This window comes from Flavimobilis soli (assembly GCF_002564025.1).
Classification (GTDB): Bacteria; Actinomycetota; Actinomycetes; order Actinomycetales; family Cellulomonadaceae; genus Flavimobilis; species Flavimobilis soli.
In genome coordinates, this window is the sequence record NZ_PDJH01000001.1 from 28,091 (window position 1) to 48,145 (window position 20,055).

Here is a 20,055-nt window from a genome sequence, read left to right on the forward strand (position 1 = left end):
GAAGTCCGATGGCGTAGTCTGCGACCGATGTCCCAGCCTGCGCCTGCCGTCCGCGTCGTCACCGACTCGACCGCCTCTCTGCCTCCCTCGACGCTCGAGCGCCTGCGGATGACGATCGTGCCGCTCCACGTCCACGTGGGCAGTGCGACCTACCTCGAGGGGGTGGACCTCGCCCCGGACCAGGTCGCGGCGCTCGTCGCGGGCCCTGACCGCGTGACGACGTCGCAGCCCACCCCGGCGATGTTCGCCGAGGCGTACGCACGGCTCGCGGACGAAGGTGCGCAGGAGATCGTGTCGGTGCACCTGTCGGGGGAGCTGTCGGGGACGGTGGGTGCCGCCGAGCTCGGGGCCCGCGAGGTCGGAGTCCGCGTGCACGTCGTCGACTCGCGGACGGCGGCCGGCGCGCTCGGCGCCGCCGCCGAGGTCGCCGCCAGGGCCGCGATGAACGGTGCGACGGGCGAGCAGGCGGCAGCGCTCGCGCGCCGGACGGCGGGGGCGTCGCACGCGACGTTCCTCGTCGACTCGCTCGACTACCTGCGCCGCGGCGGCAGGCTGAGCCGGACGGCGAGCGCGATCGGGGGCATGCTCGCGATGAAGCCGCTCCTGACTGTCGAGGACGGGCGCGTCGAGGTGCTCGCGAAGGTGCGCACGCGCGCTGCCGCGACCGACCGGCTCGCCGAGATCGCGCGCGCCCAGGTCCGTGGGTGCACGTCCCCCGTCGTCACGGTGCACCACCTGGACTCCGCGCACGACGCCGGCGAGCTGGCCGTCGAGCTCACGGGCGCGACCGGTGTCGCGGCACGCGTGACGCCGGTCGGGGCGGTGCTCGGCGCCCACGTGGGCCCGGGCCTCCTCGCGGTCGTGGTCGCAGACACCGACGCAGGCTGAGCCTGACTCGCCTCAGGGTCGCCCACAGGTCGCCGGCCTGACGACCGCGCCCAAGCCGGGGCCCCCGGCCGAGCAGGTCGGGCCGGGTGCGGTCCACCGTGTCGGGCATGTCCCTGCCTCTGCCCGAGACCGACGACGTCACCGCACTCCGCGCCCGCCTGCGCGGGCACCTCGATCCGCCCGTCCTACGCCGACCCGCCGAGCCCGACGACGAGCCATGGGACGCGGGCCCTGTCCGCTGGGAGGTCTCCGGCCGTGCCGCGGCCGCCGTCGCGGTCGCCCTGATCCTCGTGATCGCGGTGCTCGGGGTGCTGCTGTGGCGGGGAGGGCCGGGCGACGTCGTCGTGCTTCCGGAGGCCGAGCCGGCGATCGGTGCGGGGCTCGCGACGGGCGCGAGCGCGCCCGCAGGCGCGGCAAGCGGAACGGCCGCGTCGACGCCGGGCGCTTCGGCGACCGCAGACGCGACGGACGCTGCAGCGGCGCCGGGAGCTGCGACCCTCCTCGTCCACGTCGTCGGGCAGGTGCGGGAGCCGGGAGTCGTGCAGCTGCCGCCCGGCTCTCGCGTCGGCGACGCGATCCAGGCCGCCGGCGGCGCCAAGGGCAAGGCAGACCTGTCGGCGCTCAACCTCGCCGCGCCCGTCACCGACGGGGAGCAGGTGCGTGTCCCGAAGCTGGGGGAGACGGTTGTCGGCGGCAGCGCTCCTGCGTCGGGAGCGCCGGCGAGCGGACCCTCGGCCGGTGGGACCGGGGGAGCCGCGGCTGGCGCTACCAGCACGGTCGACCTCAACACCGCTGACGCCGCGACTCTCGAGACGCTTCCCGGCGTCGGACCTGTGCTCGCGGGGCGGATCGTCAGCCACCGTGAGCAGCACGGCCCGTTCGCCTCCGTCGATGCCCTCCAGGACGTCAGTGGGATCGGGCCTGCGACGTTCGCCCGGTTGCGCGACCTGGTGCGGGCGGGGTGAGGAAGCCGCTCGACGTCCGGCTCGTGCCCGCGGCCCTCGTCGCGTGGGGCAGCGCCGCCGTCCTCGCGCCCGCGGGGACGCGCACCTCGGTGACGGCGGCGGTCGTCGCGGCATGCGCAGCGGCGGTCGTCGCGGTGCTCCACGTCGCGGGGCCGGGAAGGACCTCCGACGGCATCGCCGTCCTGACGCTCGCGGTCGCCGCGACGGTCGCGGCGTCCGCCGCCGTCACGGCCGCACGAGCGTCCTCGACCCTCGCCGACGACGCCGCAGCGTCGGGCGCGACCGTGCGGCTCACGGCGACCGTGACCTCGGACCCGCGGCCGATACGTGCACCGTGGGAGGACGGCCCGCCCTCACGCAGCTCGGTGACGCTGCGCGTCACGCGGATCGAGACCGGCCCCGAGCTGTCACGACGCGCCGCGCAGGACGTGCGGCTCCCCGTCTCCGTCGTCGGGGGAGGCGCGTGGACGGACGTCGCCTACGGGACGAGCATCACGACGTCGGGCACCTTGCGTCCTGCCGACAGCTCGCGGCCCGAGCGCTACGAGCTCGTCCGCCCCACCCGACCCGAGCTCGTCGCCCCCGAGAACGCGCCGCTGCGCGTCGCGGCGCGCGTCCGAGCCGGTCTCGCCGCGACCGTCGCCGACCGCGACGCCGACGTCGCCGGGCTCGTGCGCGGCATGACCGTCGGCGACCGCGCCGCCCTCGCCCCCGAGCTCGACGAGGCGATGCGCACCACCGGCCTCACCCACCTGACCGCCGTGTCTGGCGCGCACGTCGTCATCGTCGTCGGGACGCTCCTCGCCCTGCTCGTCCTCCTCAAGGTGCCGCCGGCCGGCAGAGTCGCGGTGCTCGTCGTCGCGCTCGCGGCCTTCGTCCTTCTCGTGCGTCCCGACGCGTCCGTGCTCCGCGCCGCCGCGATGGGCAGCGTCGCGCTCCTGGGCATCGCGGCCGGTCGACCGGCGAGCGCACTGCCCGCGCTCGGCACCTCGGTCGTCGTGCTCCTCGTCGTGGACCCGTGGCTCGCACGGTCCTTCGGCTTCGTGCTCTCGGTCGTCGCGACCGGCGCGCTCGTCCTCGGGGCGTCGCCCCTCGCCGCCGCCCTCGAGCGCCGCCGGGTGCCGTCATGGCTCGCGCTCCTCGTCGCCGTGCCGACGGTCGCGCAGCTCGCGTGCGGCCCGGTCGTCGTGCTGCTGTCACCCACGCTGCCGACGTACGCCGTGCTCGCGAACGTCCTGGTCACACCCGTCGTCGCCCCCGCGACCGTCAGCGGGGTCCTGGCCGCCCTCCTGAGCACCGCGTCGCCTGGGCTCGCGGAGGTCGTCGTGCTGCCTGCGTGCTGGGCGGCCGACTGGATCGCCCGGGTGTCGACGACGCTCGCCGGGTGGCCCGGTGCGGCACTGCCGTGGCCGGAGGGCGTCCCGGGAGCCGTGCTGCTCGCGGCCGCCACCCTGACCGCCTGGGCGGCCGTCGCCGCGATCCCGGCGGTGCGCTGGTCCTGGCAGGACGCCCGGGTACGCCACCGGCGCGCCCGGTCGGTCGCGCGCTCACGTCGTCCGGCGTCGGGCGTCCGTGCGTGTCGGTGATCCGTGGGATTCTTGGAGCATGGTCACGCGCGCTCGTCCGTCCTCCCGCCCTGCCGCCGGAGCGGCGACCTGGGACACCGTGAGCCTCGCGCCCGTCGTGCTCGTCCACGGCGCGGAGGACCTTCTCGTCGAGCGCGCCGTCCAGCGCCTCACCGGCCTCGCCCGCGAGGCGATGCCCGACGTCGAGGTGGTCGACGTCGAGGCGAGCACCTACCAGAGCGGCATGCTCGCGGTCGAGACGAGCCCGTCGCTGTTCGCCGAGGAGCGGCTCGTCGTCGTGCGCGGCGCTGAGTCGATGAGCGACGCCCTCACGCCGGACGTCGTCGAGTACCTCGCCGCGCCCGCGTCGGACGTCTTCCTCGTGATCGAGCACCGTGGCGGCCAGCGCGGCAAGAAGCTGCTCGACGCGGTCAAGGCGTCAGGGGCTCCCGTCGCCGCGTGCGAGCCGATCAAGAAGGACGCGGACAAGGTCGCGTTCGCCGCAGCCGAGTTCCGCGCGGCAGGGCGCCGCGCCGACGCGGGCGCGGTGCGAGCGCTCGTCGAGGCGCTCGGCTCCGACCTGCGCGAGCTCGCGTCCGCGTGCTCCCAGCTGTGCTCCGACACGACCGGCACCATCTCCGAGGCCGTCGTCGCCCGCTACTACGGCGGTCGCGTCGAGGCGACCGGCTTCCGCGTCGCCGACGCCGCAGTCGCCGGGAACCGCGCCGAGGCCGTCGCGCTGCTGCGGCACGCCCTGTCGACCGGCGTGGACCCGGTGCCGATCGTCGCCGTCCTCGCGATGAAGCTGCGTGCTCTCGCCAAGGTCGCCGCGATGCGCGGCCGCGGGGGAGCGACTGCGGGCCAGCTCGGCATGGCGCCCTGGCAGATCGACAAGGCCCGCAAGGACCTGCAGCGCTGGACGCCCGAGGGGCTCGCGCAGGCGATCACCGCGGTCGCCGAGGCCGACGCCGAGGTCAAGGGTGCGGGCCGCGACCCGGTCTATGCGGTCGAGCGCGCCGTCCTGCGCATCTGCGCGGCCACCCAGGACTGACCCGGGCTCTGCGACGCGCGGACGCGTAAACGGGTGTTCGTCGCCCTGACATGCCAAAGGCGCCGACCCCCTCAGGGGCGGCGCCTTCAGCAACTCACGTTCCCGGCGTGGAGGCCGGGAGGCACATCACAGGCCGTTGACGGCCTTCGCCAGGGCGGACTTGCGGTTCGCAGCCTGGTTGGCGTGGATGACGCCCTTCGACACGGCCTTGTCCAGCTTCCTGGACGTGACCTGGAGCGCGGCAGTCGCAGCGTCCTTGTCGCCGGCGGCCACGGCCTCGCGGACCTTGCGGACGTTGCTCTTGAGCTCCGTCTTCACGGCCTTGTTACGCAGGCGCGCCTTCTCGTTGGTGCGGATGCGCTTGATCTGAGACTTGATGTTCGCCACGTGTGGACTTTCTGGTGTGTTCGCCCGAAGGCGAGCTGACAGGTCGTAGAGGACTGCTCCAACGCCGGGACTTGGGGTGGGGAACCCGTGGAGAGGCGCTGGACCTGTGCCCGCCGACCTGGGCGGACACGCAAACACACATGCTACCAGCCGGGCCCCACGGGGTCGACCCTCCGGGACGCGACGGGCGTCACGCCGTCAGGCACCGCGCCGACGCCTTCCGGAGGTCAACCGATCTGGGCTGTGACCAGGTCGAACGTCGCGCGGTCCATGATCGCGCCCTCGCGGCGCACCCGCTCCGGGTCGATCCGCAGCACGCGGTCGAGCCGCACCTCGGAGTCGCGACCGCGCGAGTCCCAGGGGCCCGAGCCGATGTCGAGCCAGCGCCGCCCGCGTCGCGCCTCGGCCGCGACGTCCCGCGAGTGGTCCTTGCTCGTGAGCATGAGGGCCAGGAGCCACGGGCCGTCGTGCCCGACGACGAGCACGGGCCGGTCCTTCCCCTGCGAGTGGTCCTCCTCGTACGGCACCCACGTCCACACGATCTCGCCCGGGTCGGCGTCGCCGTCGAGGGCGGGCGCGTAGACCGGGTCGATCGCGCCGGTGTAGTCGCCCGGGTATGCGTCCCGGGCGCCCTGCGGTGGCGCCGTGGGTCGCGGCGACGTCGGGCGCGGCGCGGGCCGCGGGGTGGCGCGGTCCTTGCGCGCAGGGGGCGGCGCCGGGGTCGGGCTCGGTGCCCCAGCCGGTCCCGGCGTCGTGCGCTCTCCTCGGCGCGGGGACGCGAGGAGGGCAGCGGCGGTACGGGCCGCGCCGGCGAGGAGGTCGGACCAGGAGCGAGTCGGCATGCGCGCCAGGATACGGCGCTCGGGGCCGGCGCGGACGGTGGGCGCGGGGGAGCAGGCGGCGAGTTCGTCGGCCGCGCCGGTCATGGGACAATGGCACCCGTGACCCCGATTCCCACAGCAGCCCAGACGGCCCGCATCCAGCCCGCCGCCACAGCGCCCGAGCTGCTGCGCAACTTCTGCATCATCGCCCACATCGACCACGGCAAGTCGACCCTCGCCGACCGCATGCTCCAGCTCACGGGCGTCGTCGAGCAGCGCGCGATGCGCGCGCAGTACCTCGACCGCATGGACATCGAGCGCGAGCGCGGCATCACGATCAAGTCGCAGGCCGTGCGCATGCCCTGGGCGCTCACGGACGAGGACGGCGTCTCGACGCCGTACGCGCTCAACATGATCGACACCCCGGGCCACGTCGACTTCACGTACGAGGTCTCCCGCTCGCTCGCCGCGTGCGAGGGTGCGGTGCTCCTGGTCGACGCCGCGCAGGGCATCGAGGCGCAGACGCTCGCCAACCTCTATCTCGCGATGGAGAACGAGCTCGCGATCATCCCCGTGCTCAACAAGATCGACCTCCCGGCTGCGCAGCCCGAGAAGTACGCGGAGGAGATCGCCGGCCTCGTCGGCGTCGACCCCGAGACCGTCCTCAAGGTGTCCGGCAAGACGGGCGAGGGCGTCACCGAGCTCCTCGACCGCATCGTCGAGGCCGTGCCGGCGCCCGTGGGGGACCCCGACGGTCCCGCCCGCGCGATGATCTTCGACTCGGTCTACGACACGTACCGGGGCGTCGTCACGTACGTCCGCGTCGTCGACGGCAAGCTCAACCCGCGCGAGCGCATCGCGATGATGTCGACCAAGGCGACCCACGACCTCCTCGAGATCGGCGTGTCCTCCCCGGAGCCGGTGCCGACCGACGGTCTCGGCGTCGGCGAGGTGGGCTACCTCATCACGGGCGTGAAGGACGTGCGCCAGTCGAAGGTCGGTGACACGGTCACCAACGCGGCGAAGCCCGCACCCGAGGCGCTCGGCGGCTACTCCGACCCCAAGCCGATGGTCTTCTCGGGCCTCTACCCGATCGACGGCTCGGACTACCCGGTGCTGCGCGACGCGCTCGACAAGCTCAAGCTCAACGACGCCGCGCTCGTCTACGAGCCCGAGACGTCCGTCGCGCTCGGCTTCGGCTTCCGTGTCGGCTACCTCGGTCTGCTCCACCTCGAGATCGTGCGCGAGCGCCTCGAGCGCGAGTTCGACCTCGACCTCATCTCGACGGCCCCCAACGTCATCTACGAGGTGACGATGGAGGACAAGTCCGTCGTCACGGTGACGAACCCGAGCGAGTTCCCCGGCGGCAAGATCGGCGAGGTCCGTGAGCCCGTCGTCAAGGCGACGATCCTCGCACCGAGCGAGTTCATCGGCGCGATCATGGAGCTCTGCCAGACGAAGCGCGGCGACCTCCAGGGCATGGACTACCTCTCGGCGGACCGCGTCGAGCTGCGCTACTTCCTGCCGCTCGCGGAGATCGTGTTCGACTTCTTCGACCAGCTCAAGTCGAAGACGCGCGGCTACGCGTCGCTCGACTACGACGTCATCGGCGAGCAGGCGGCCGACCTGGTCAAGGTCGACATCCTGCTGCAGGGCGAGCAGGTCGACGCGTTCAGCGCGATCGTGCACAAGGACAAGGCGTACGCGTACGGCGTGATGATGACGGGCAAGCTCAAGGAGCTCATCCCGAGGCAGCAGTTCGAGGTGCCGATCCAGGCAGCCGTCGGCGCGCGCGTCATCGCCCGCGAGACGATCCGCGCGATCCGCAAGGACGTCCTCGCGAAGTGCTACGGCGGTGACATCTCCCGCAAGCGCAAGCTCCTCGAGAAGCAGAAGGAGGGCAAGAAGCGCATGAAGACGATCGGTCGCGTGGACGTCCCCCAGGAGGCGTTCATCGCCGCGCTGTCGTCCGACGCTGCCGACCCGAAGGACAAGGGCAAGAAGTGACGCCTGCCCTGCCGGACGGGGAGCCCGCGCCGCTCGACGGCGCCCTGCCCCGCTGGGCGGGGGGAACGACGCCGGACCGCAGGTTCGGCGTGTACGTGCACGTGCCGTTCTGCACGGTCCGCTGCGGCTACTGCGACTTCAACACGTACACGGCGACCGAGCTGGGCGGCGGTGCGAGCCAGGACTCGTACGCGGACACGGCGCTGCGCGAGATCGCGCTCGGGCGCGGCGTGCTCGAGCGTGCGGGCTTCCCGCGGCGTCCCGTCTCGACGGTGTTCTTCGGCGGGGGCACCCCGACGATCCTCCCGGCGAGCGACCTCGCGCGGATCCTCGACGGGATCCGGGACGCGTGGGGTCTCGAGGAGGGAGCCGAGGTCACGACCGAGGCGAACCCGGACTCGGTCTCGCCGCAGTACCTGCAGACCCTCGCGGATGCCGGCTTCACGCGCGTCTCGTTCGGCATGCAGTCCGCCGTCCCGCACGTGCTCGCGACGCTCGAGCGCACGCACGACCCGGCGCGCATCCCCGACGTCGTCGCGTGGGCGCGCGCTGCGGGCCTCGACGTGTCGCTCGACCTCATCTATGGCACCCCGGGGGAGTCGCTCGACGACTGGCGCACGAGCGTCGAGAGCGCGCTCTCGACGGGGGTCGACCACGTCTCGGCGTACGCGCTCGTCGTCGAGCCGGGGACGAAGATGGCGGTGCAGGTCCGCCGCGGCGAGCTGACGCTGCCTGACGAGGACGACCAGGCGGCGAAGTACGAGCTTGCCGACGACCTGCTGGCTGCCGCTGGCCTGCACTGGTACGAGGTGTCGAACTGGGCGCGCACGCGCGCCGACGGGTCGGTCGCGGCGTGCCGCCACAACCTCGCCTACTGGCGCGGCGACGACTGGTGGGGCGTAGGGCCGGGCGCGCACTCGTACGTCGGCGGCCCTCTCATGGCCGAAGACGGCGCTCGCGTCGACGGGGTGCGCTGGTGGAACGTCAAGCACCCGCGGCGGTACGCCGCGTCGCTCGAGCGGGGCGAGAGCCCTGCCGCGGGGCGCGAGGCGATCGACGCGTCGACCGCGGCGCTCGAGAGGGTCATGCTCGGGGTCCGCCTCGCGGAGGGCCTCGACCTGTCCGTACTGTCCGACGCCGGACGGCGCGCCGTCGCCGGTCACGTCGCCTCGGGTCTGCTCGACGGTCGCGCTGCGGTGCAGGGCCGGGCCCTGCTGACGCGGCAGGGACGGCTCCTCGCGGATGCCGTCGTGCGGGACCTGACCGACTGACAGCGGGTCCTGGTGCGTCGTGCAGCGCACCGCGCCGCGTGCGCTGCTACGGTCCTCCGGACGTACAGCACCGATCAGCGGAGACACGATGAGCGACGGCCTTCCCCCGAACCCGAACGGCAGCGAGGGGGCGCCCGGACCCGGGGAGCCCCAGCAGCCCTACGGCCAGCAGCCGCCCTACGGCCAGCCCTCCGGCGGGCAGGGGCCGTACGGTCAGCAGCCTCCCTACGGCCAGCCCTATGGCCAGCAGCCGCCGTTCGGTCAGCAGCCCTACGGGCAGTTCCCGAGCACGAGCGGGAGCAGCCTCGGCGTCCCGGCCATCGGACCGTTCTCGTTCGGTGAGGGCTTCACCGTGGCGTGGAAGGCGTTCGGGGCGCGAGCGGGGATGTGGCTCGGCCTGATGGCCGTCTGCATCGGCGTCGGCCTGGTCATCTCGACCTTCCTCGGCGGGCCGGTCGACTGGAACGCGAACGTGAACGGCGAGTCGTTCAACGCCGCGAACCTGTTCCCGACCCCCACGTGGGCGGCCACGGCGCTCCTTCGCGACCTGGCCTCGGAGGTCATCGTCGCGATCCTGACGATCAAGCTGACCCAGCACGCCGTCCGGCAGGTCCGCGGCGAGACGGTCACGTTCAGCTCGTTCTTCACGACCGTCAACGCGAACGCGACCCTCATCTCTGCGTTCGTCATCCGGCGGCGACCGTCCTGATCGACCGCACGCCGTTCGTCGCGCCGCTCGCGGGGATCGCGCTGAGCGCCCTGACGTTGTTCGTCGGCGCGTTCGCTGCAGAGCCTGGAGCCGCGGGGATCAGCCCGATCGTGAGTAGCATCCAGCTCTTCGCGCAGCGCCCGGGCGCGGCCCTCGCCACGTTTGCCGGCGGGCTCATCTTCATCATCGGTGGCTTCTTGGCCTGCTGCATCGGTCTCGTCGTCGCGATCCCGCTCGCCGCGCTCTACAGCGCCTACGGGTTCCAGCGGATCCTGGGGCAGCCGATCGCCTAGTTCTGACGGCGGCGCGGACGGGCGGCGGCACCTGGTGCCGCCGCCCGTCGGCGTCCCTGCACGGGTGAACCTCCGCGAAAGGGGCATGTCCCATGGGCATCTGGGCCTTTCGTCACTACGCTGTGGGGCGATGACGTGCGGCATCGCACGATGTCCCGGCGACAGCCGGTAAGTCCTGCCCCGATCTGAGGAGCGAACGAATGTCTGACAGCAACGTCCCGCCGTACCCGGGCGAGGTGCCCGGCCCGGACGGCCAGCCGCCGTACGGCGCTCCGACGCCGCCGCCGGGGCAGCCCGCTCCTGGCCAGCAGCCTTACGGTCAGCAGCCGCCCGCCGGTCAGCCCTACGGCCAGCAGGCGTTCCAGCCAGGTCCTGGTCAGAGCCCGATCGACGTCGGCGCGGCCTTCTCCTACGGCTGGGAGAAGTTCACCAAGAACGTCGGCCCGATCATCCTCGGCGCCCTCGTGTGGGGCGTCGGCATCGGCGTCCTCATCGGCATCTTCTACGCGATGATCATCGGTGGCGCCGCTGCGGCGTCGTCGCTCGACTCGAGCGGGGGCTTCCTCGCGGTCGGCTTCGGCAGCATGGTGCTCTTCTTCGGCGTCTCGCTCGTGCTCGGCATGTTCTTCCAGGCGGCGGCGACGAACGTCGGGCTCGTCGCCACGACGGGCCGACAGATCACCGTCGGTGACTTCTTCTCCGTCCCGAACTTCTCGAAGGCGCTCCTGACGGCGCTCCTGGTCGGCCTCGCCTCCGCGGTGTCGACGGTCGTCGTGGTGGGCCCGCTCGTGGTCGGCTTCTTCGGCATCTTCGCGCTCCACTTCGCGATCGACAAGGGCCTCGGCGCCGTCGACGCGATCAAGGCGAGCGTCGACGTCGCGCTGAAGAACGCTGGTCAGGTGGCGCTCCTCATGCTTCTCGTCTACGTCGCGAACGCCGTGGGCAGCGCGATCTGTGGTGTCGGCCTCATCGTGTCGATGCCCGTCGCGATGATCGCCACCGCGTACTGCTACCGCCGCGTCGTCGGCGAGCAGCCGGTCTGACGCTCAGCGCAAGAGGCCCGGCACCCGTGGGGGTGCCGGGCCTCTCGCGTACCACGGGCTGGGTCAGACGGGCTCGGTCACGAAGTCGATGAGCTCCTCGACTCGACCGAGCAGGGCGGGCTCGAGGTCGGCGTACGAGCGCACCGTGCCGAGGATCCGCTTCCACCCTTGCGCGACGTCGGCCTGGTCGGCGTGCGGCCAGCCGAGCTCCCGCAGGATCCCGGTCTTCCATTCGGTGCCGCGTTCGATGACGGGCCACCGCTCGAGGCCCAGACGCGCCGGGCGGACCGCCTGCCAGACGTCGACGAACGGGTGGCCCAGCACCTTGACGGTGCCGTCGGGCACGAGGCGCAGCGCCTCGTCGGCGAGGCGGCGCTCCTTCGAGCCGGGCACGAGGTGGTCGACGAGCACGCCGACCCGACGCTCGCGGCTGGGCCGGAACTCGCGCAGGGCGTCCGCCAGGTTGTCGACCCCGTCGAGCAGCTCGACGACGACGCCCTCGACGCGCAGGTCGTCGCCCCAGACACGCTCGACGAGCTCGGCGTCGTGCTTGCCCTCGACCCAGATGCGCGAGCCGCGCGCCACACGTGCGCGGGCGTCGCGGACGACCGTCGAGCCCGACGCCGTGCGCGTCGGGGCGGCGGGCGCGCTCTTGACGGGTGGCGTGAGCACGACCGGCTCGCCGTCGATCCAGAAGCCCGGGCCGAGGGGGAACGTGCGCGTGCGGCCCGCACGGTCCTCGAGCTCGACGACGTGCTGGCCGCCGGACTTCTCGACGCGGACGACCGCGCCGACCCAGCCGGTCATGACCTCTTCGACGACCGTCCCGCGCTCGGCGGGGACGGGACGGGAGACGGGGCGGCGGCGGTGGTGGTCCGCGCCGCCGGACAGGACGTCGGAGCCGTATCGATCGTGCACGCGGTCACCTTACCCGCGGGTGCTGGCCGGTTCCGGGCCGGTGCGGCGGTGTCCGAGACTTCGCGGACAGCGTGACGCAGACCGCGGCCCTGCAGCCCGCCGGACCGTTAGGATTGGCACTCGAAGGCCGGGAGTGCGAACAGCGGGCACGCCCGGCGACGGACGGGCACGACGGAGGAGGCGGCGCAGGTATGAGCACAGAGCGCAGGCTCGACGTGCTGCGTGCGATCGTCGAGGACTACGTGACGACGCGCGAGCCCGTGGGCTCGAAGCTTCTCGCCGAGCGGCACCACCTCGGGGTGTCGCCCGCGACCATCCGCAACGACATGGCCGCGCTCGAGGAGGAGGGGCTGATCGCCCAGCCCCACACGTCCGCGGGCCGCGTGCCGACCGACCGCGGCTACCGGCTCTTCGTCGACAAGCTCGCCGAGGTCAAGCCGCTCTCGCGACCCGAGCGCCGTGCGATCTCGACGTTCCTCGACCAGGCCGTCGACCTCGACGACGTGATCTTCCGGGCGTCGCGCCTCCTCGCGCACCTCACCCAGCAGGTCGCCGTCGTGCAGTACCCGTCGCTGCGGCGGTCGGGGCTGCGCCACCTCGAGCTCGTGCCCGTCCCCGGGGACCGGCTCCTCGTCGTCATCATCACGGACACCGGCCGCGTCGAGCAGCGCACGCTCGCCCTGAGCGCGGGCGTCGACGAGGCGCTCATCGCCATCGTCCGGGGTCGCCTCAACGCGGCCGTGCTCGGACGCCGCCTTCCCGAGATCCGGGAGGCGCTGCCGGGTCTCCTCGACGAGTTCGAGGAGTCGCAGCGCCCGCTCGTCCAGGAGATCTTCGACCTCCTGGCGGACACCCTCGCGGAGGAGACCGAGGAGCGCATCGTGCTCTCGGGCACCGCGAACCTCGCGCGCAGCGACGCCGGCCTCGAGCACTCGTTGCGCCCCGTCCTCGAGGCGCTCGAGGAGGAGGTCGTCCTGCTCGGCCTGCTCACCGACATGGCCGAGGACTCGCACGGCGTCGCCGTGCGCATCGGGCACGAGACCCAGCACGCGGGCCTCTCCGTCACCTCTGTCGTCAGTACCGGTTACGGTACTGAGGGTGACTCGGTCGCGCTGCTCGGCTCGATCGGCCCGACCCGGATGGACTACCCGGGGACGATCGCCTCGGTGCGCGCGGTCGCCCGCTATCTCACACGCATCCTCGCCACCTGAGCGGACGCGCCCGCCCTGCGGGCCCGCGCCACCCTCGACCCACCACCAGGAAGCAGCTTCGTGACGGACTACTACGAGATCCTCGGCGTCCCGCGTGACGCGACCCAGGACCAGATCAAGAAGGCATACCGCAAGCTCGCACGCGAGCTGCACCCGGACGTCGCCGGGGCGGACGCCGAGGAGCGGTTCAAGGACGTCACGCGCGCCTACGAGGTCCTCGGCAGCCCCGACAAGCGCCAGTCGTACGACATGGGCACCGACCCGTCGGCACCTGGTGGTGGCCAGGGCGGCGCCTTCGGCTTCCAGGACATCTTCGAGACGTTCTTCGGCGGCGGACAGGCCCAGCGCGGTCCCGTGCCGCGCTCGCGTCGCGGCCAGGACGCGCTCGTCCGCCTCGACATCGACCTCGCGGAGGCGACCTTCGGCACGCGCCGCGAGCTGCCGATCGACACGGCCGTCGTCTGCTCCACCTGTGGCGGCTCCTGCTGCCGCCCCGGCACGTCCGTGCGCACCTGCGAGGTGTGCGGCGGCCGCGGCTCGGTGCAGCGCGTCGCGCGGTCCTTCCTCGGCCAGGTCATGACGACCGCGCCGTGCTCGGCCTGCCAGGGCCACGGCACGACCGTGCCCGAGCCCTGCCCCGACTGCGCCGGCGAGGGCCGCGTGCGCAGCCGCCGCACGCTCGTCGTCGAGGTGCCCGCCGGCGTCGACACGGGCACCCGCATCAAGATGACCGGCCAGGGCGAGGCCGGCCCCGCCGGTGGCCCGGCCGGCGACATCTACGTCGAGATCCGCGAGAAGCGCCACGAGCGCTTCATCCGCCGGGGCGACGACCTGCACTGCACGCTCGAGATCCCGATGACTGCGGCCGCCCTCGGCACCACGATCGAGCTCGAGACCCTCGACGGCGTCCAGGAGGTCGTGTGCCCGCCCGGCACGCAGCCCGGTGACACCGTCACGCTGCGCAACCTCGGCGTCGGCCACCTCCACGTCGGCGGGCGCGGCGACCTCGAGGTCCACGTCGACGTCGTCGTCCCGACCGGTCTCGACGAGGAGCAGGCCGAGCTGCTGCGTCGTCTCGCCGCCCTGCGCGGCGAGGAGAAGCCGGAGGCCAAGGTCTCCGCTGCGCACCCCGGTGTCTTCCAGCGGCTGCGCGAGAAGATCGCAGGCCGCTGACCGCACGCGACGTGAGAGGGTGCGCAGATGAGCGCTCCGGTGTTCCTGGCTGAGTCCGCCAGGCTCGAGAAGTACCCCGTCGGTTCGGTCTACGTCCTCGACGGCCCCGAGGGCCGGCACGCGGGCGTCGTCCAGCGTCGCCGCCCCGGCGAGCAGATCGACGTGGTCGACGGCGAGGGCCTGCGCCTGCGCTGCACGATCCGCGACGTTCACGACTCGCAGGTGACGCTCGAGGTCGACGAGGTGTGCCGCGACCGCGACCCTGTCCCGCACCTCGTGCTCGTCCAGGCGCTCGCCAAGGGCGACCGGGACGAGCTCGCGATCGAGGCCGCGACCGAGGTGGGCGTCGACGGCGTCATCCCGTGGCAGGCCTCGCGGTCGATCGTCGTGTGGCGCGGCGACCGCGCGGCGCGCTCGCGCGCCCGCTGGGTCGCGACCGTCCGCACCGCGACGAAGCAGGCGCGCCGCGCGCGCATCCCCGAGGTCGAGGAGGCGCTGACGACGTCGCGCCTCGCCGCGCGCACGGCCGAGGTCGTCGCGGGCGGGGGAGCGGTGCTCGTCCTCCACGAGGAGGCGACGACGCCGATCTCGGCGGCCGCGCTCCCGGGACCTGGCGCGGACGCCCAGGTTCTCGTCGTCGTCGGGCCTGAGGGCGGTATCTCCGCCGAGGAGCTCGCGGAGCTCACGGACGCGGGCGCACAGCCCGTGCTCCTCGGTCCGCACGTCCTGCGCACCTCGACCGCGGGTCCCGTCGCGCTCGCGCTCCTCGCGGACCGGCTGGGCTTCTGGGGCGGTCGCTGAACCGCGTCAGCCGAGGTTGACCACGGCGACGACCGTGCCGACGAGGAGACCGACCACGGCGACGACGCCGAGGACGATGCCGACGAACGCCAGCGGCGTCATCCCTCCGGTCGGGACGAGCGTCGCGTCACGGACGTCGGCCACGTTGACGTAGACGGGCACGGGCGTGCCCTCGCGCCAGCGGATCGTGGCAAGCCCTCCCGCGCTGATCGGGCCGCGGGCGCGCCCCAGAGCCCACGTACCGTCCGGCAGCGGGTACTGGAACTCCCACACCGGCGTGCGTGAGTACGACGCCTGGCGGACGATGACGCCGGTGACCTGGACCCGCTGTGGCTTGCCCATCAGACGTGCCCTGCTCCGAGACGCGGCGCCAACCCCGAGATCGTCCGCATCACTTGACGTCGATCGTCGCGGAGACGAGGTTGAGCGGCTCGCCGTCCATCGCGGACGCCTCGAAGACCGCGATCGTCCAGCTGCCGGTCTCGAGGTCGACCGTGGTCTCGAACGGGCCGACCTCACCGTTCGCACCGGTCATCGTGCTGCCTTGCTGCGCGGGCTCCTCGAAGGAGCCGTCCGCGGGGTACACGACCCAGCTGAGGTTCCCCTCGAACGCCGTCGCCTCGCCCGCGATCGTGACGGTGGGTCCGGTGACGACGGCGCCGTCGAGCGGGCTTGTCAGGACGGTCGTGCCGTTGGTCGCGGGCTCCGCAGCGGTGGGCTCGGGCGTGGCCTCCTCGGGAGCGCGAGTGGTGGTCGCGGGCGCCGAGCTCGCGGCAGCAGACGTCGTCGGAGCGGTCGCCGCGGGCGTCCCCTCGTCGGCGCACGCCGCGAGCGAGCCGGCGAGCAGCGCGAGGACGAGCGCGGACCGGGCGGTCGAGCGGGACATGGTGCCTCCTGAGGTTGGACCGACGTGACGGTGGACCCACTCTGCCAGCAGCGCGTCGTCCCCGGGCGGTCGACACGGCAGGGCGTCGGTAGACTGCTCGTGACCAGGACGTACCAGCGCGGAGGACGACGGCTCAGGCCGGCCCATGCCAGAGACCACAGCACCAGCAGGACCGGGACGCCCCGACGACGCAGCGCCCGCCCGCACGCGCCAGCGCGCCGGCGCCCGGCTCGAGCACCGGATCGTCGTCCCGCCCCAGGTCGACATGGTCGCCCTCCTCGGCCCGCAGGACGGCGTCCTCAAGGCGATCGAGGACGGCTTCGAACGCGTCGACGTGCACGCGCGCGGCAACCAGATCACCGTGAGCGGCCCGGCGGGCGACGTGGCGCTCGCTGTCCGCCTCGTCGACGAGCTCCTCGAGCTCGCGGAGGCCGGGACCCCCCTCAGCCCGGAGGTCGTGTCGCGGTCCGTCGCGATGCTCGCCTCGCAGGGCGCGCCGCGTCCAGCCGAGGTGCTCAGCCAGGACATCGTGTCGAACCGTGGCCGGACGATCCGACCCAAGACGCTCGGTCAGAAGCGCTACGTCGACGCGATCGGGTCGTCGACCATCACGTTCGGCATCGGCCCTGCAGGCACGGGCAAGACCTACCTCGCGATGGCGACCGCCGTGCAGGCGCTGCAGGCGAAGAAGGTCAGCAGGCTCGTGCTGACCCGGCCCGCGGTCGAGGCGGGGGAGCGGCTCGGGTTCCTGCCCGGCACGCTCACCGACAAGATCGACCCGTACCTGCGCCCGCTGTACGACGCGCTGCACGACATGATCGACCCCGAGTCGATCCCGCGGCTCATGGAGTCCGGCACGATCGAGGTCGCGCCACTCGCCTACATGCGCGGTCGCACGCTCAACGACGCGTTCATCATCCTCGACGAGGCGCAGAACACGACGCCCGACCAGATGAAGATGTTCCTCACGCGCCTCGGCTTCGGCTCGACGATGGTCGTCACGGGCGACATCACGCAGGTCGACCTGCCCGGCGGTGTGCGCTCGGGCCTGCGCGTCGTCGAGGACGTGCTCAGCGGCGTCGACGACGTGGAGTTCTGCCACCTCACGAGCGAGGACGTCGTCCGCCACCGGCTCGTCGGCGAGATCATCGAGGCGTACGCCCGGTGGGACGTCGAGAAGCAGGCCACGCAGTCCACCTCTCGGCCGTCCGGCCGACCAGCACGCACCCGCCCGGAGAGCCAGGAGAGGCACGCATGACGATCGAGGTCAACAACGAGTCGGGCTTCGAGGTCGACGAGGCGGAGTTCGCCGCGCTCGCACGCTATGTCCTCGACGCGATGCACCTGCACCCGCAGACGGAGCTGTCGATCCTCATGGTCGGCACCGACGTCATGACGGAGCTGCACGTGCAGTGGATGGACGAGCCCGGCCCGACCGACGTCCTGTCGTTCCCGATGGACGAGCTGCGGCCCGGCCGCGAGGACGACGTGACGCCCGCGGGTCTCCTCGGCGACGTCGTGCTGTGCCCCGAGGTCGCCGCGCAGCAGGCCAAGGCGGCGGGCCACTCGACGGTCGAGGAGATGCTCCTGCTGACGACGCACGGCATCCTGCACCTCCTCGGGTACGACCACGCGGAGCCGGAGGATGAGAAGGAGATGTTCGCCCTCCAGCGCAAGCTGCTGCTGACGTTCCTCGCGAGTCGATGAGCGAGGTCCCGGTCCCCGCACTCCTCGTCGGCGCGACGCTCGGCATCGTGCTCGCCGCGCTGCTGAGCTCCGGCGAGGTCGCGGTACAACGCGTCACCCGCTCGTCGATGGCCGACGTCGCCGAGAGCGGCACCAAGTCCGCCCGCCGCGCCGCAGCGCTCGTCACTGACCCTCGACGCACGGCGTCCGCCGCCGCGTTCTGGCGCATCGTCGCCGAGATGACCGCGACCGCGTGCATCACCCTGAGCCTCGAGCACGCGCTCGACGTCTGGTGGCACGTGCTCGGCCTCGCGGTCGTCGTGTCCTCGCTCGTCGCGCTCGTGCTCGTGCGCCTCAGCCCTCGTTCCTTCGGGCGGAGGCACCCCGCGAGCGTGCTCGTCGCGCTCAGCCCCCTCCTCCTGGCCGCCCTGAGGCTGGCCGGTTGGACCGCGGGAACGGCGCTCTCGTCGTCCGAGGAGGTCGGAGAGCACGAGCTCCAGGAGATGGTCGACCGGGTCAACGAGTCCGAGGTCATCGAGGAGGAGGAGCGCGAGCTGATCCGCTCCGTCTTCGGGCTCGGCAGCACCCTCACGCGCGAGGTCATGGTCCCGCGCACCGACATGGTGACGACACCCACGACGACGCTCCTGCCGAGCGCCCTGCGGCTCTTCCAGCGCTCGGGCTTCTCGCGCGTCCCCGTCGTCGGGGACTCCGAGGACGACGTGCGCGGCGTGGTGTACTTCAAGGACGTCGTCGACCGGCTGCACGGCGATCCTGTCTCCGGCTCAGGTGCCCCCGGCGACGCCGCGAGCACGACGGTCGAGGACGTCATGCGTCCCGCGCACTTCGTCCCCGAGTCGAAGCCCGTCGACGACCTGCTGCGCGACCTCCAGGAGTCGCGCTCGCACATGGCGCTCGTCGTCGACGAGTACGGCGGTACCGCCGGCCTCGTGACGATGGAGGACGCGATCGAGGAGATCGTCGGCGAGGTGACCGACGAGCACGACCCGGACGCGGCCGAGATCGTCGAGACCGGCCCGGGGGAGTACCGCGTGCCCGCCCGCACCAACCTCTGGGAGCTCGGCGAGCTGCTCGGCCTCGAGCTCGAGGACGACGACGTCGACACCGTCGCCGGTCTCCTCGCCAAGGCGCTCGGACGCGTCCCGCTCCTCGGCTCGCACGCCGAGGTCGCGGGCGTCCACCTCGTCGCCGAGCGCGTCGAGGGGCGGCGCAAGCGCGTCTCGACGATCCTCGCCCGCCGGCTGGACCCGCCCGAGAACGACCACAGCGACAGCGACCAGCGCGATCAGCGCACGTCGCGGCACGACCGTGCCGACCGCAACGACCGCAGGAGTGACTCATGACCCGCAAGCCCTCGAACGACGCCGGGGAGTTCCGTTCCGGCTTCGCCTGCCTCGTGGGGCGCCCGAACGCGGGCAAGTCCACCCTGACGAACGCGCTCGTCGGCGAGAAGGTCGCGATCACCTCGGGTCGTCCGCAGACGACGCGTCACACGATCCGCGGCATCGTGCACCGCGACGACGCACAGCTCGTGCTCGTCGACACCCCCGGCCTGCACCGTCCGCGCACGCTGCTCGGCGAGCGGCTCAACACCCTCGTGCGGGACACGCTGACCGAGGTCGACGTGATCGTGTTCTGCCTGCCCGCCGACCAGAAGGTCGGCCCCGGCGACCGGTTCATCGCGGGCGAGCTCGCGTCCGTCATGCGCGGACGCCGCCCGACCCCCGTCGTCGCCGCCGTCACGAAGGCCGACAAGGTGTCGCGCCAGGAGCTCGCCGACCAGCTCCTGGCGGTGTCCGCGCTCGGCGACTGGGCCGACATCGTCCCCGTGTCCGCCGTCGGCGGCTACCAGGTCGACGAGCTCGCGGACGTCCTCGTCACCCACCTGCCCGTCGGTCCCGTGCTGTACCCGGACGGCGAGCTCACCGACGAGCCCGAGGCCGTCATGGTCGCCGAGCTCGTGCGCGAGGCCGCGCTCGAGGGCGTGCGCGACGAGCTTCCGCACTCGCTCGCCGTCGTCGTCGACGAGATCGTGCCGCGCGAGGGCAGCCGCAAGGACGACCCGCTCGTGGACGTGCGCGTCAACCTGTTCGTCGAGCGGGACTCGCAGAAGGCGATCATCATCGGCAAGGGCGGCTCGCGCCTGCGTGACGTGGGCAGCCGCGCGCGCCAGGGCATCGAGCGGCTCCTCGGGAGCCGGGTCTACCTCGACCTGCACGTCAAGGTTGCCAAGGACTGGCAGCGCGACCCGAAGCAGCTCGGTCGTCTCGGCTTCTGACCACACCCCGCTCCGGGGCGTCCACGCTGTGCCCCGTGGGGCGTCTCGCCGCGCGATCCGGGCCGATCCTCGCTAGATTCG

At 72.8% G+C, this 20,055-nt stretch carries 21 protein-coding genes; 16 read left to right on the plus strand and 5 right to left on the minus strand.

Annotated elements, in window-relative coordinates; translation table 11 throughout:
- The first annotated feature begins 27 nt into the window (after positions 1-27).
- The 4 genes from ATL41_RS00115 to holA all read left to right on the plus strand — a co-directional run bounded on the left by ATL41_RS00115 (position 28) and on the right by holA (position 4,469).
- Positions 28-888 carry a DegV family protein gene (locus ATL41_RS00115; protein WP_098456659.1) on the plus strand — a complete coding sequence of 287 codons (861 nt, stop codon included), beginning with the start codon at positions 28-30 and terminating at the stop codon, positions 886-888.
- A gap of 107 nt (positions 889-995) precedes the next feature.
- Entirely contained in the window at positions 996-1,853 is an 858-nt protein-coding gene (locus tag ATL41_RS00120; protein ID WP_143556538.1) for a ComEA family DNA-binding protein, read from the plus strand.
- Positions 1,850-3,439, plus strand: a complete 1,590-nt coding sequence (locus ATL41_RS00125; RefSeq protein WP_098456661.1) for a ComEC/Rec2 family competence protein — start codon at positions 1,850-1,852, stop codon at positions 3,437-3,439. Before ATL41_RS00120 ends, ATL41_RS00125 begins: the two co-directional genes overlap by 4 nt.
- A gap of 19 nt (positions 3,440-3,458) precedes the next feature.
- Positions 3,459-4,469 carry a DNA polymerase III subunit delta gene (gene holA, locus ATL41_RS00130; protein ID WP_098456662.1) on the plus strand — a complete coding sequence of 337 codons (1,011 nt, stop codon included), beginning with the start codon at positions 3,459-3,461 and terminating at the stop codon, positions 4,467-4,469.
- A gap of 126 nt (positions 4,470-4,595) precedes the next feature.
- Here holA and rpsT read toward each other — a convergent pair whose 3' ends face one another.
- Both rpsT and ATL41_RS00140 read right to left on the minus strand, forming a co-directional pair.
- The gene (rpsT, locus tag ATL41_RS00135) at positions 4,596-4,856 is read right to left on the minus strand and encodes a 30S ribosomal protein S20 (RefSeq protein WP_098456663.1); all 261 of its coding nucleotides are present in this window, start codon (positions 4,854-4,856) and stop codon (positions 4,596-4,598) included.
- A 227-nt stretch (positions 4,857-5,083) separates the two neighbouring features.
- Positions 5,084-5,698, minus strand: coding sequence for a type II toxin-antitoxin system PemK/MazF family toxin (locus tag ATL41_RS00140; RefSeq protein WP_098458826.1), 615 nt, complete (start codon positions 5,696-5,698; stop codon positions 5,084-5,086).
- Between the two features lie 90 nt (positions 5,699-5,788).
- Here ATL41_RS00140 and lepA point away from each other — a divergent pair, with 90 nt between their 5' ends.
- The 5 genes from lepA (at position 5,789) to ATL41_RS00165 (ending at position 11,000) form a co-directional block, all read left to right on the plus strand.
- Complete coding sequence (lepA, locus tag ATL41_RS00145; protein WP_245854514.1) at positions 5,789-7,684, plus strand: translation elongation factor 4; 1,896 nt, start codon at positions 5,789-5,791, stop codon at positions 7,682-7,684.
- Positions 7,681-8,955, plus strand: coding sequence for a radical SAM family heme chaperone HemW (gene hemW / locus ATL41_RS00150; protein WP_098456664.1), 1,275 nt, complete (start codon positions 7,681-7,683; stop codon positions 8,953-8,955). The genes lepA and hemW overlap by 4 nt, the downstream gene beginning before the upstream one ends.
- Before the next feature lie 88 nt (positions 8,956-9,043).
- Positions 9,044-9,664 (plus strand): hypothetical protein, encoded by a 621-nt coding sequence (locus ATL41_RS00155; protein ID WP_098456665.1) that lies wholly within the window; start codon positions 9,044-9,046, stop codon positions 9,662-9,664.
- Between the two features lie 110 nt (positions 9,665-9,774).
- On the plus strand, positions 9,775-9,957 hold the full coding sequence (locus ATL41_RS00160; RefSeq protein ID WP_098456666.1) for a hypothetical protein: 183 nt from the start codon (positions 9,775-9,777) through the stop codon (positions 9,955-9,957).
- 200 nt (positions 9,958-10,157) lie between these two features.
- On the plus strand, positions 10,158-11,000 hold the full coding sequence (locus ATL41_RS00165) for a DUF2189 domain-containing protein (RefSeq protein ID WP_098456667.1): 843 nt from the start codon (positions 10,158-10,160) through the stop codon (positions 10,998-11,000).
- 63 nt (positions 11,001-11,063) lie between these two features.
- Here the strand turns inward: ATL41_RS00165 and ATL41_RS00170 are convergent, their stop codons facing one another.
- Positions 11,064-11,918, minus strand: coding sequence for a DUF3097 domain-containing protein (locus ATL41_RS00170; RefSeq protein ID WP_098456668.1), 855 nt, complete (start codon positions 11,916-11,918; stop codon positions 11,064-11,066).
- A gap of 191 nt (positions 11,919-12,109) precedes the next feature.
- Between ATL41_RS00170 and hrcA the strand changes: the two genes are divergently transcribed.
- The 3 genes from hrcA to ATL41_RS00185 are packed head-to-tail and all read left to right on the plus strand — an operon-like array spanning position 12,110 to position 15,103.
- Positions 12,110-13,129 carry a heat-inducible transcriptional repressor HrcA gene (gene hrcA, locus ATL41_RS00175; protein WP_098456669.1) on the plus strand — a complete coding sequence of 340 codons (1,020 nt, stop codon included), beginning with the start codon at positions 12,110-12,112 and terminating at the stop codon, positions 13,127-13,129.
- A 60-nt stretch (positions 13,130-13,189) separates the two neighbouring features.
- Complete coding sequence (gene dnaJ, locus ATL41_RS00180) at positions 13,190-14,302, plus strand: molecular chaperone DnaJ (RefSeq protein ID WP_098456670.1); 1,113 nt, start codon at positions 13,190-13,192, stop codon at positions 14,300-14,302.
- Between the two features lie 27 nt (positions 14,303-14,329).
- A complete protein-coding gene (locus ATL41_RS00185; RefSeq protein WP_098456671.1) occupies positions 14,330-15,103 on the plus strand; it encodes a 16S rRNA (uracil(1498)-N(3))-methyltransferase in 774 nt (257 codons plus the stop codon).
- Positions 15,104-15,109: 6 nt separating this feature from the next.
- Here the strand turns inward: ATL41_RS00185 and ATL41_RS00190 are convergent, their stop codons facing one another.
- A complete protein-coding gene (locus tag ATL41_RS00190) occupies positions 15,110-15,445 on the minus strand; it encodes a hypothetical protein (RefSeq protein WP_098456672.1) in 336 nt (111 codons plus the stop codon).
- Between the two features lie 49 nt (positions 15,446-15,494).
- Positions 15,495-15,989, minus strand: coding sequence for a Gmad2 immunoglobulin-like domain-containing protein (locus ATL41_RS00195; protein ID WP_098456673.1), 495 nt, complete (start codon positions 15,987-15,989; stop codon positions 15,495-15,497).
- A 145-nt stretch (positions 15,990-16,134) separates the two neighbouring features.
- On the opposite strand from ATL41_RS00195, the gene ATL41_RS00200 reads away from it, so the two are divergent.
- Genes ATL41_RS00200 through era form a run of 4 tightly spaced genes read left to right on the plus strand, consistent with a single transcriptional unit; the run spans position 16,135 to position 19,974 of the window.
- Positions 16,135-17,247 carry a PhoH family protein gene (locus ATL41_RS00200; RefSeq protein WP_098456674.1) on the plus strand — a complete coding sequence of 371 codons (1,113 nt, stop codon included), beginning with the start codon at positions 16,135-16,137 and terminating at the stop codon, positions 17,245-17,247.
- The gene (gene ybeY / locus ATL41_RS00205; protein WP_098456675.1) at positions 17,244-17,696 is read left to right on the plus strand and encodes an rRNA maturation RNase YbeY; all 453 of its coding nucleotides are present in this window, start codon (positions 17,244-17,246) and stop codon (positions 17,694-17,696) included. The genes ATL41_RS00200 and ybeY overlap by 4 nt, the downstream gene beginning before the upstream one ends.
- Entirely contained in the window at positions 17,693-19,039 is a 1,347-nt protein-coding gene (locus ATL41_RS00210; RefSeq protein ID WP_098456676.1) for a hemolysin family protein, read from the plus strand. Before ybeY ends, ATL41_RS00210 begins: the two co-directional genes overlap by 4 nt.
- Positions 19,036-19,974: a GTPase Era gene (gene era, locus ATL41_RS00215; RefSeq protein ID WP_098456677.1), complete on the plus strand. Its 939-nt coding sequence runs from the start codon at positions 19,036-19,038 to the stop codon at positions 19,972-19,974. The genes ATL41_RS00210 and era overlap by 4 nt, the downstream gene beginning before the upstream one ends.
- The last annotated feature ends 81 nt before the right edge of the window (positions 19,975-20,055 follow it).

Excerpts from the sequence above, each read along its gene's own strand:
- ATL41_RS00115 (WP_098456659.1), top strand. The coding sequence starts at position 28 with ATGTCCCAGCCTGCGCCTGCCGTCCGCGTCGTCACCGACTCGACCGCC.
- ATL41_RS00120 (WP_143556538.1), top strand. The coding sequence starts at position 996 with ATGTCCCTGCCTCTGCCCGAGACCGACGACGTCACCGCACTCCGCGCC.
- holA (WP_098456662.1), top strand. The coding sequence starts at position 3,459 with ATGGTCACGCGCGCTCGTCCGTCCTCCCGCCCTGCCGCCGGAGCGGCG.
- ATL41_RS00140 (WP_098458826.1), bottom strand. The coding sequence starts at position 5,698 with ATGCCGACTCGCTCCTGGTCCGACCTCCTCGCCGGCGCGGCCCGTACC.
- lepA (WP_245854514.1), top strand. The coding sequence starts at position 5,789 with ATGGCACCCGTGACCCCGATTCCCACAGCAGCCCAGACGGCCCGCATC.
- ATL41_RS00155 (WP_098456665.1), top strand. The coding sequence starts at position 9,044 with ATGAGCGACGGCCTTCCCCCGAACCCGAACGGCAGCGAGGGGGCGCCC.
- ATL41_RS00165 (WP_098456667.1), top strand. The coding sequence starts at position 10,158 with ATGTCTGACAGCAACGTCCCGCCGTACCCGGGCGAGGTGCCCGGCCCG.
- hrcA (WP_098456669.1), top strand. The coding sequence starts at position 12,110 with ATGAGCACAGAGCGCAGGCTCGACGTGCTGCGTGCGATCGTCGAGGAC.
- ATL41_RS00185 (WP_098456671.1), top strand. The coding sequence starts at position 14,330 with ATGAGCGCTCCGGTGTTCCTGGCTGAGTCCGCCAGGCTCGAGAAGTAC.
- ATL41_RS00190 (WP_098456672.1), bottom strand. The coding sequence starts at position 15,445 with ATGGGCAAGCCACAGCGGGTCCAGGTCACCGGCGTCATCGTCCGCCAG.
- ATL41_RS00195 (WP_098456673.1), bottom strand. The coding sequence starts at position 15,989 with ATGTCCCGCTCGACCGCCCGGTCCGCGCTCGTCCTCGCGCTGCTCGCC.
- ATL41_RS00200 (WP_098456674.1), top strand. The coding sequence starts at position 16,135 with ATGCCAGAGACCACAGCACCAGCAGGACCGGGACGCCCCGACGACGCA.
- ybeY (WP_098456675.1), top strand. The coding sequence starts at position 17,244 with ATGACGATCGAGGTCAACAACGAGTCGGGCTTCGAGGTCGACGAGGCG.
- ATL41_RS00210 (WP_098456676.1), top strand. The coding sequence starts at position 17,693 with ATGAGCGAGGTCCCGGTCCCCGCACTCCTCGTCGGCGCGACGCTCGGC.
- era (WP_098456677.1), top strand. The coding sequence starts at position 19,036 with ATGACCCGCAAGCCCTCGAACGACGCCGGGGAGTTCCGTTCCGGCTTC.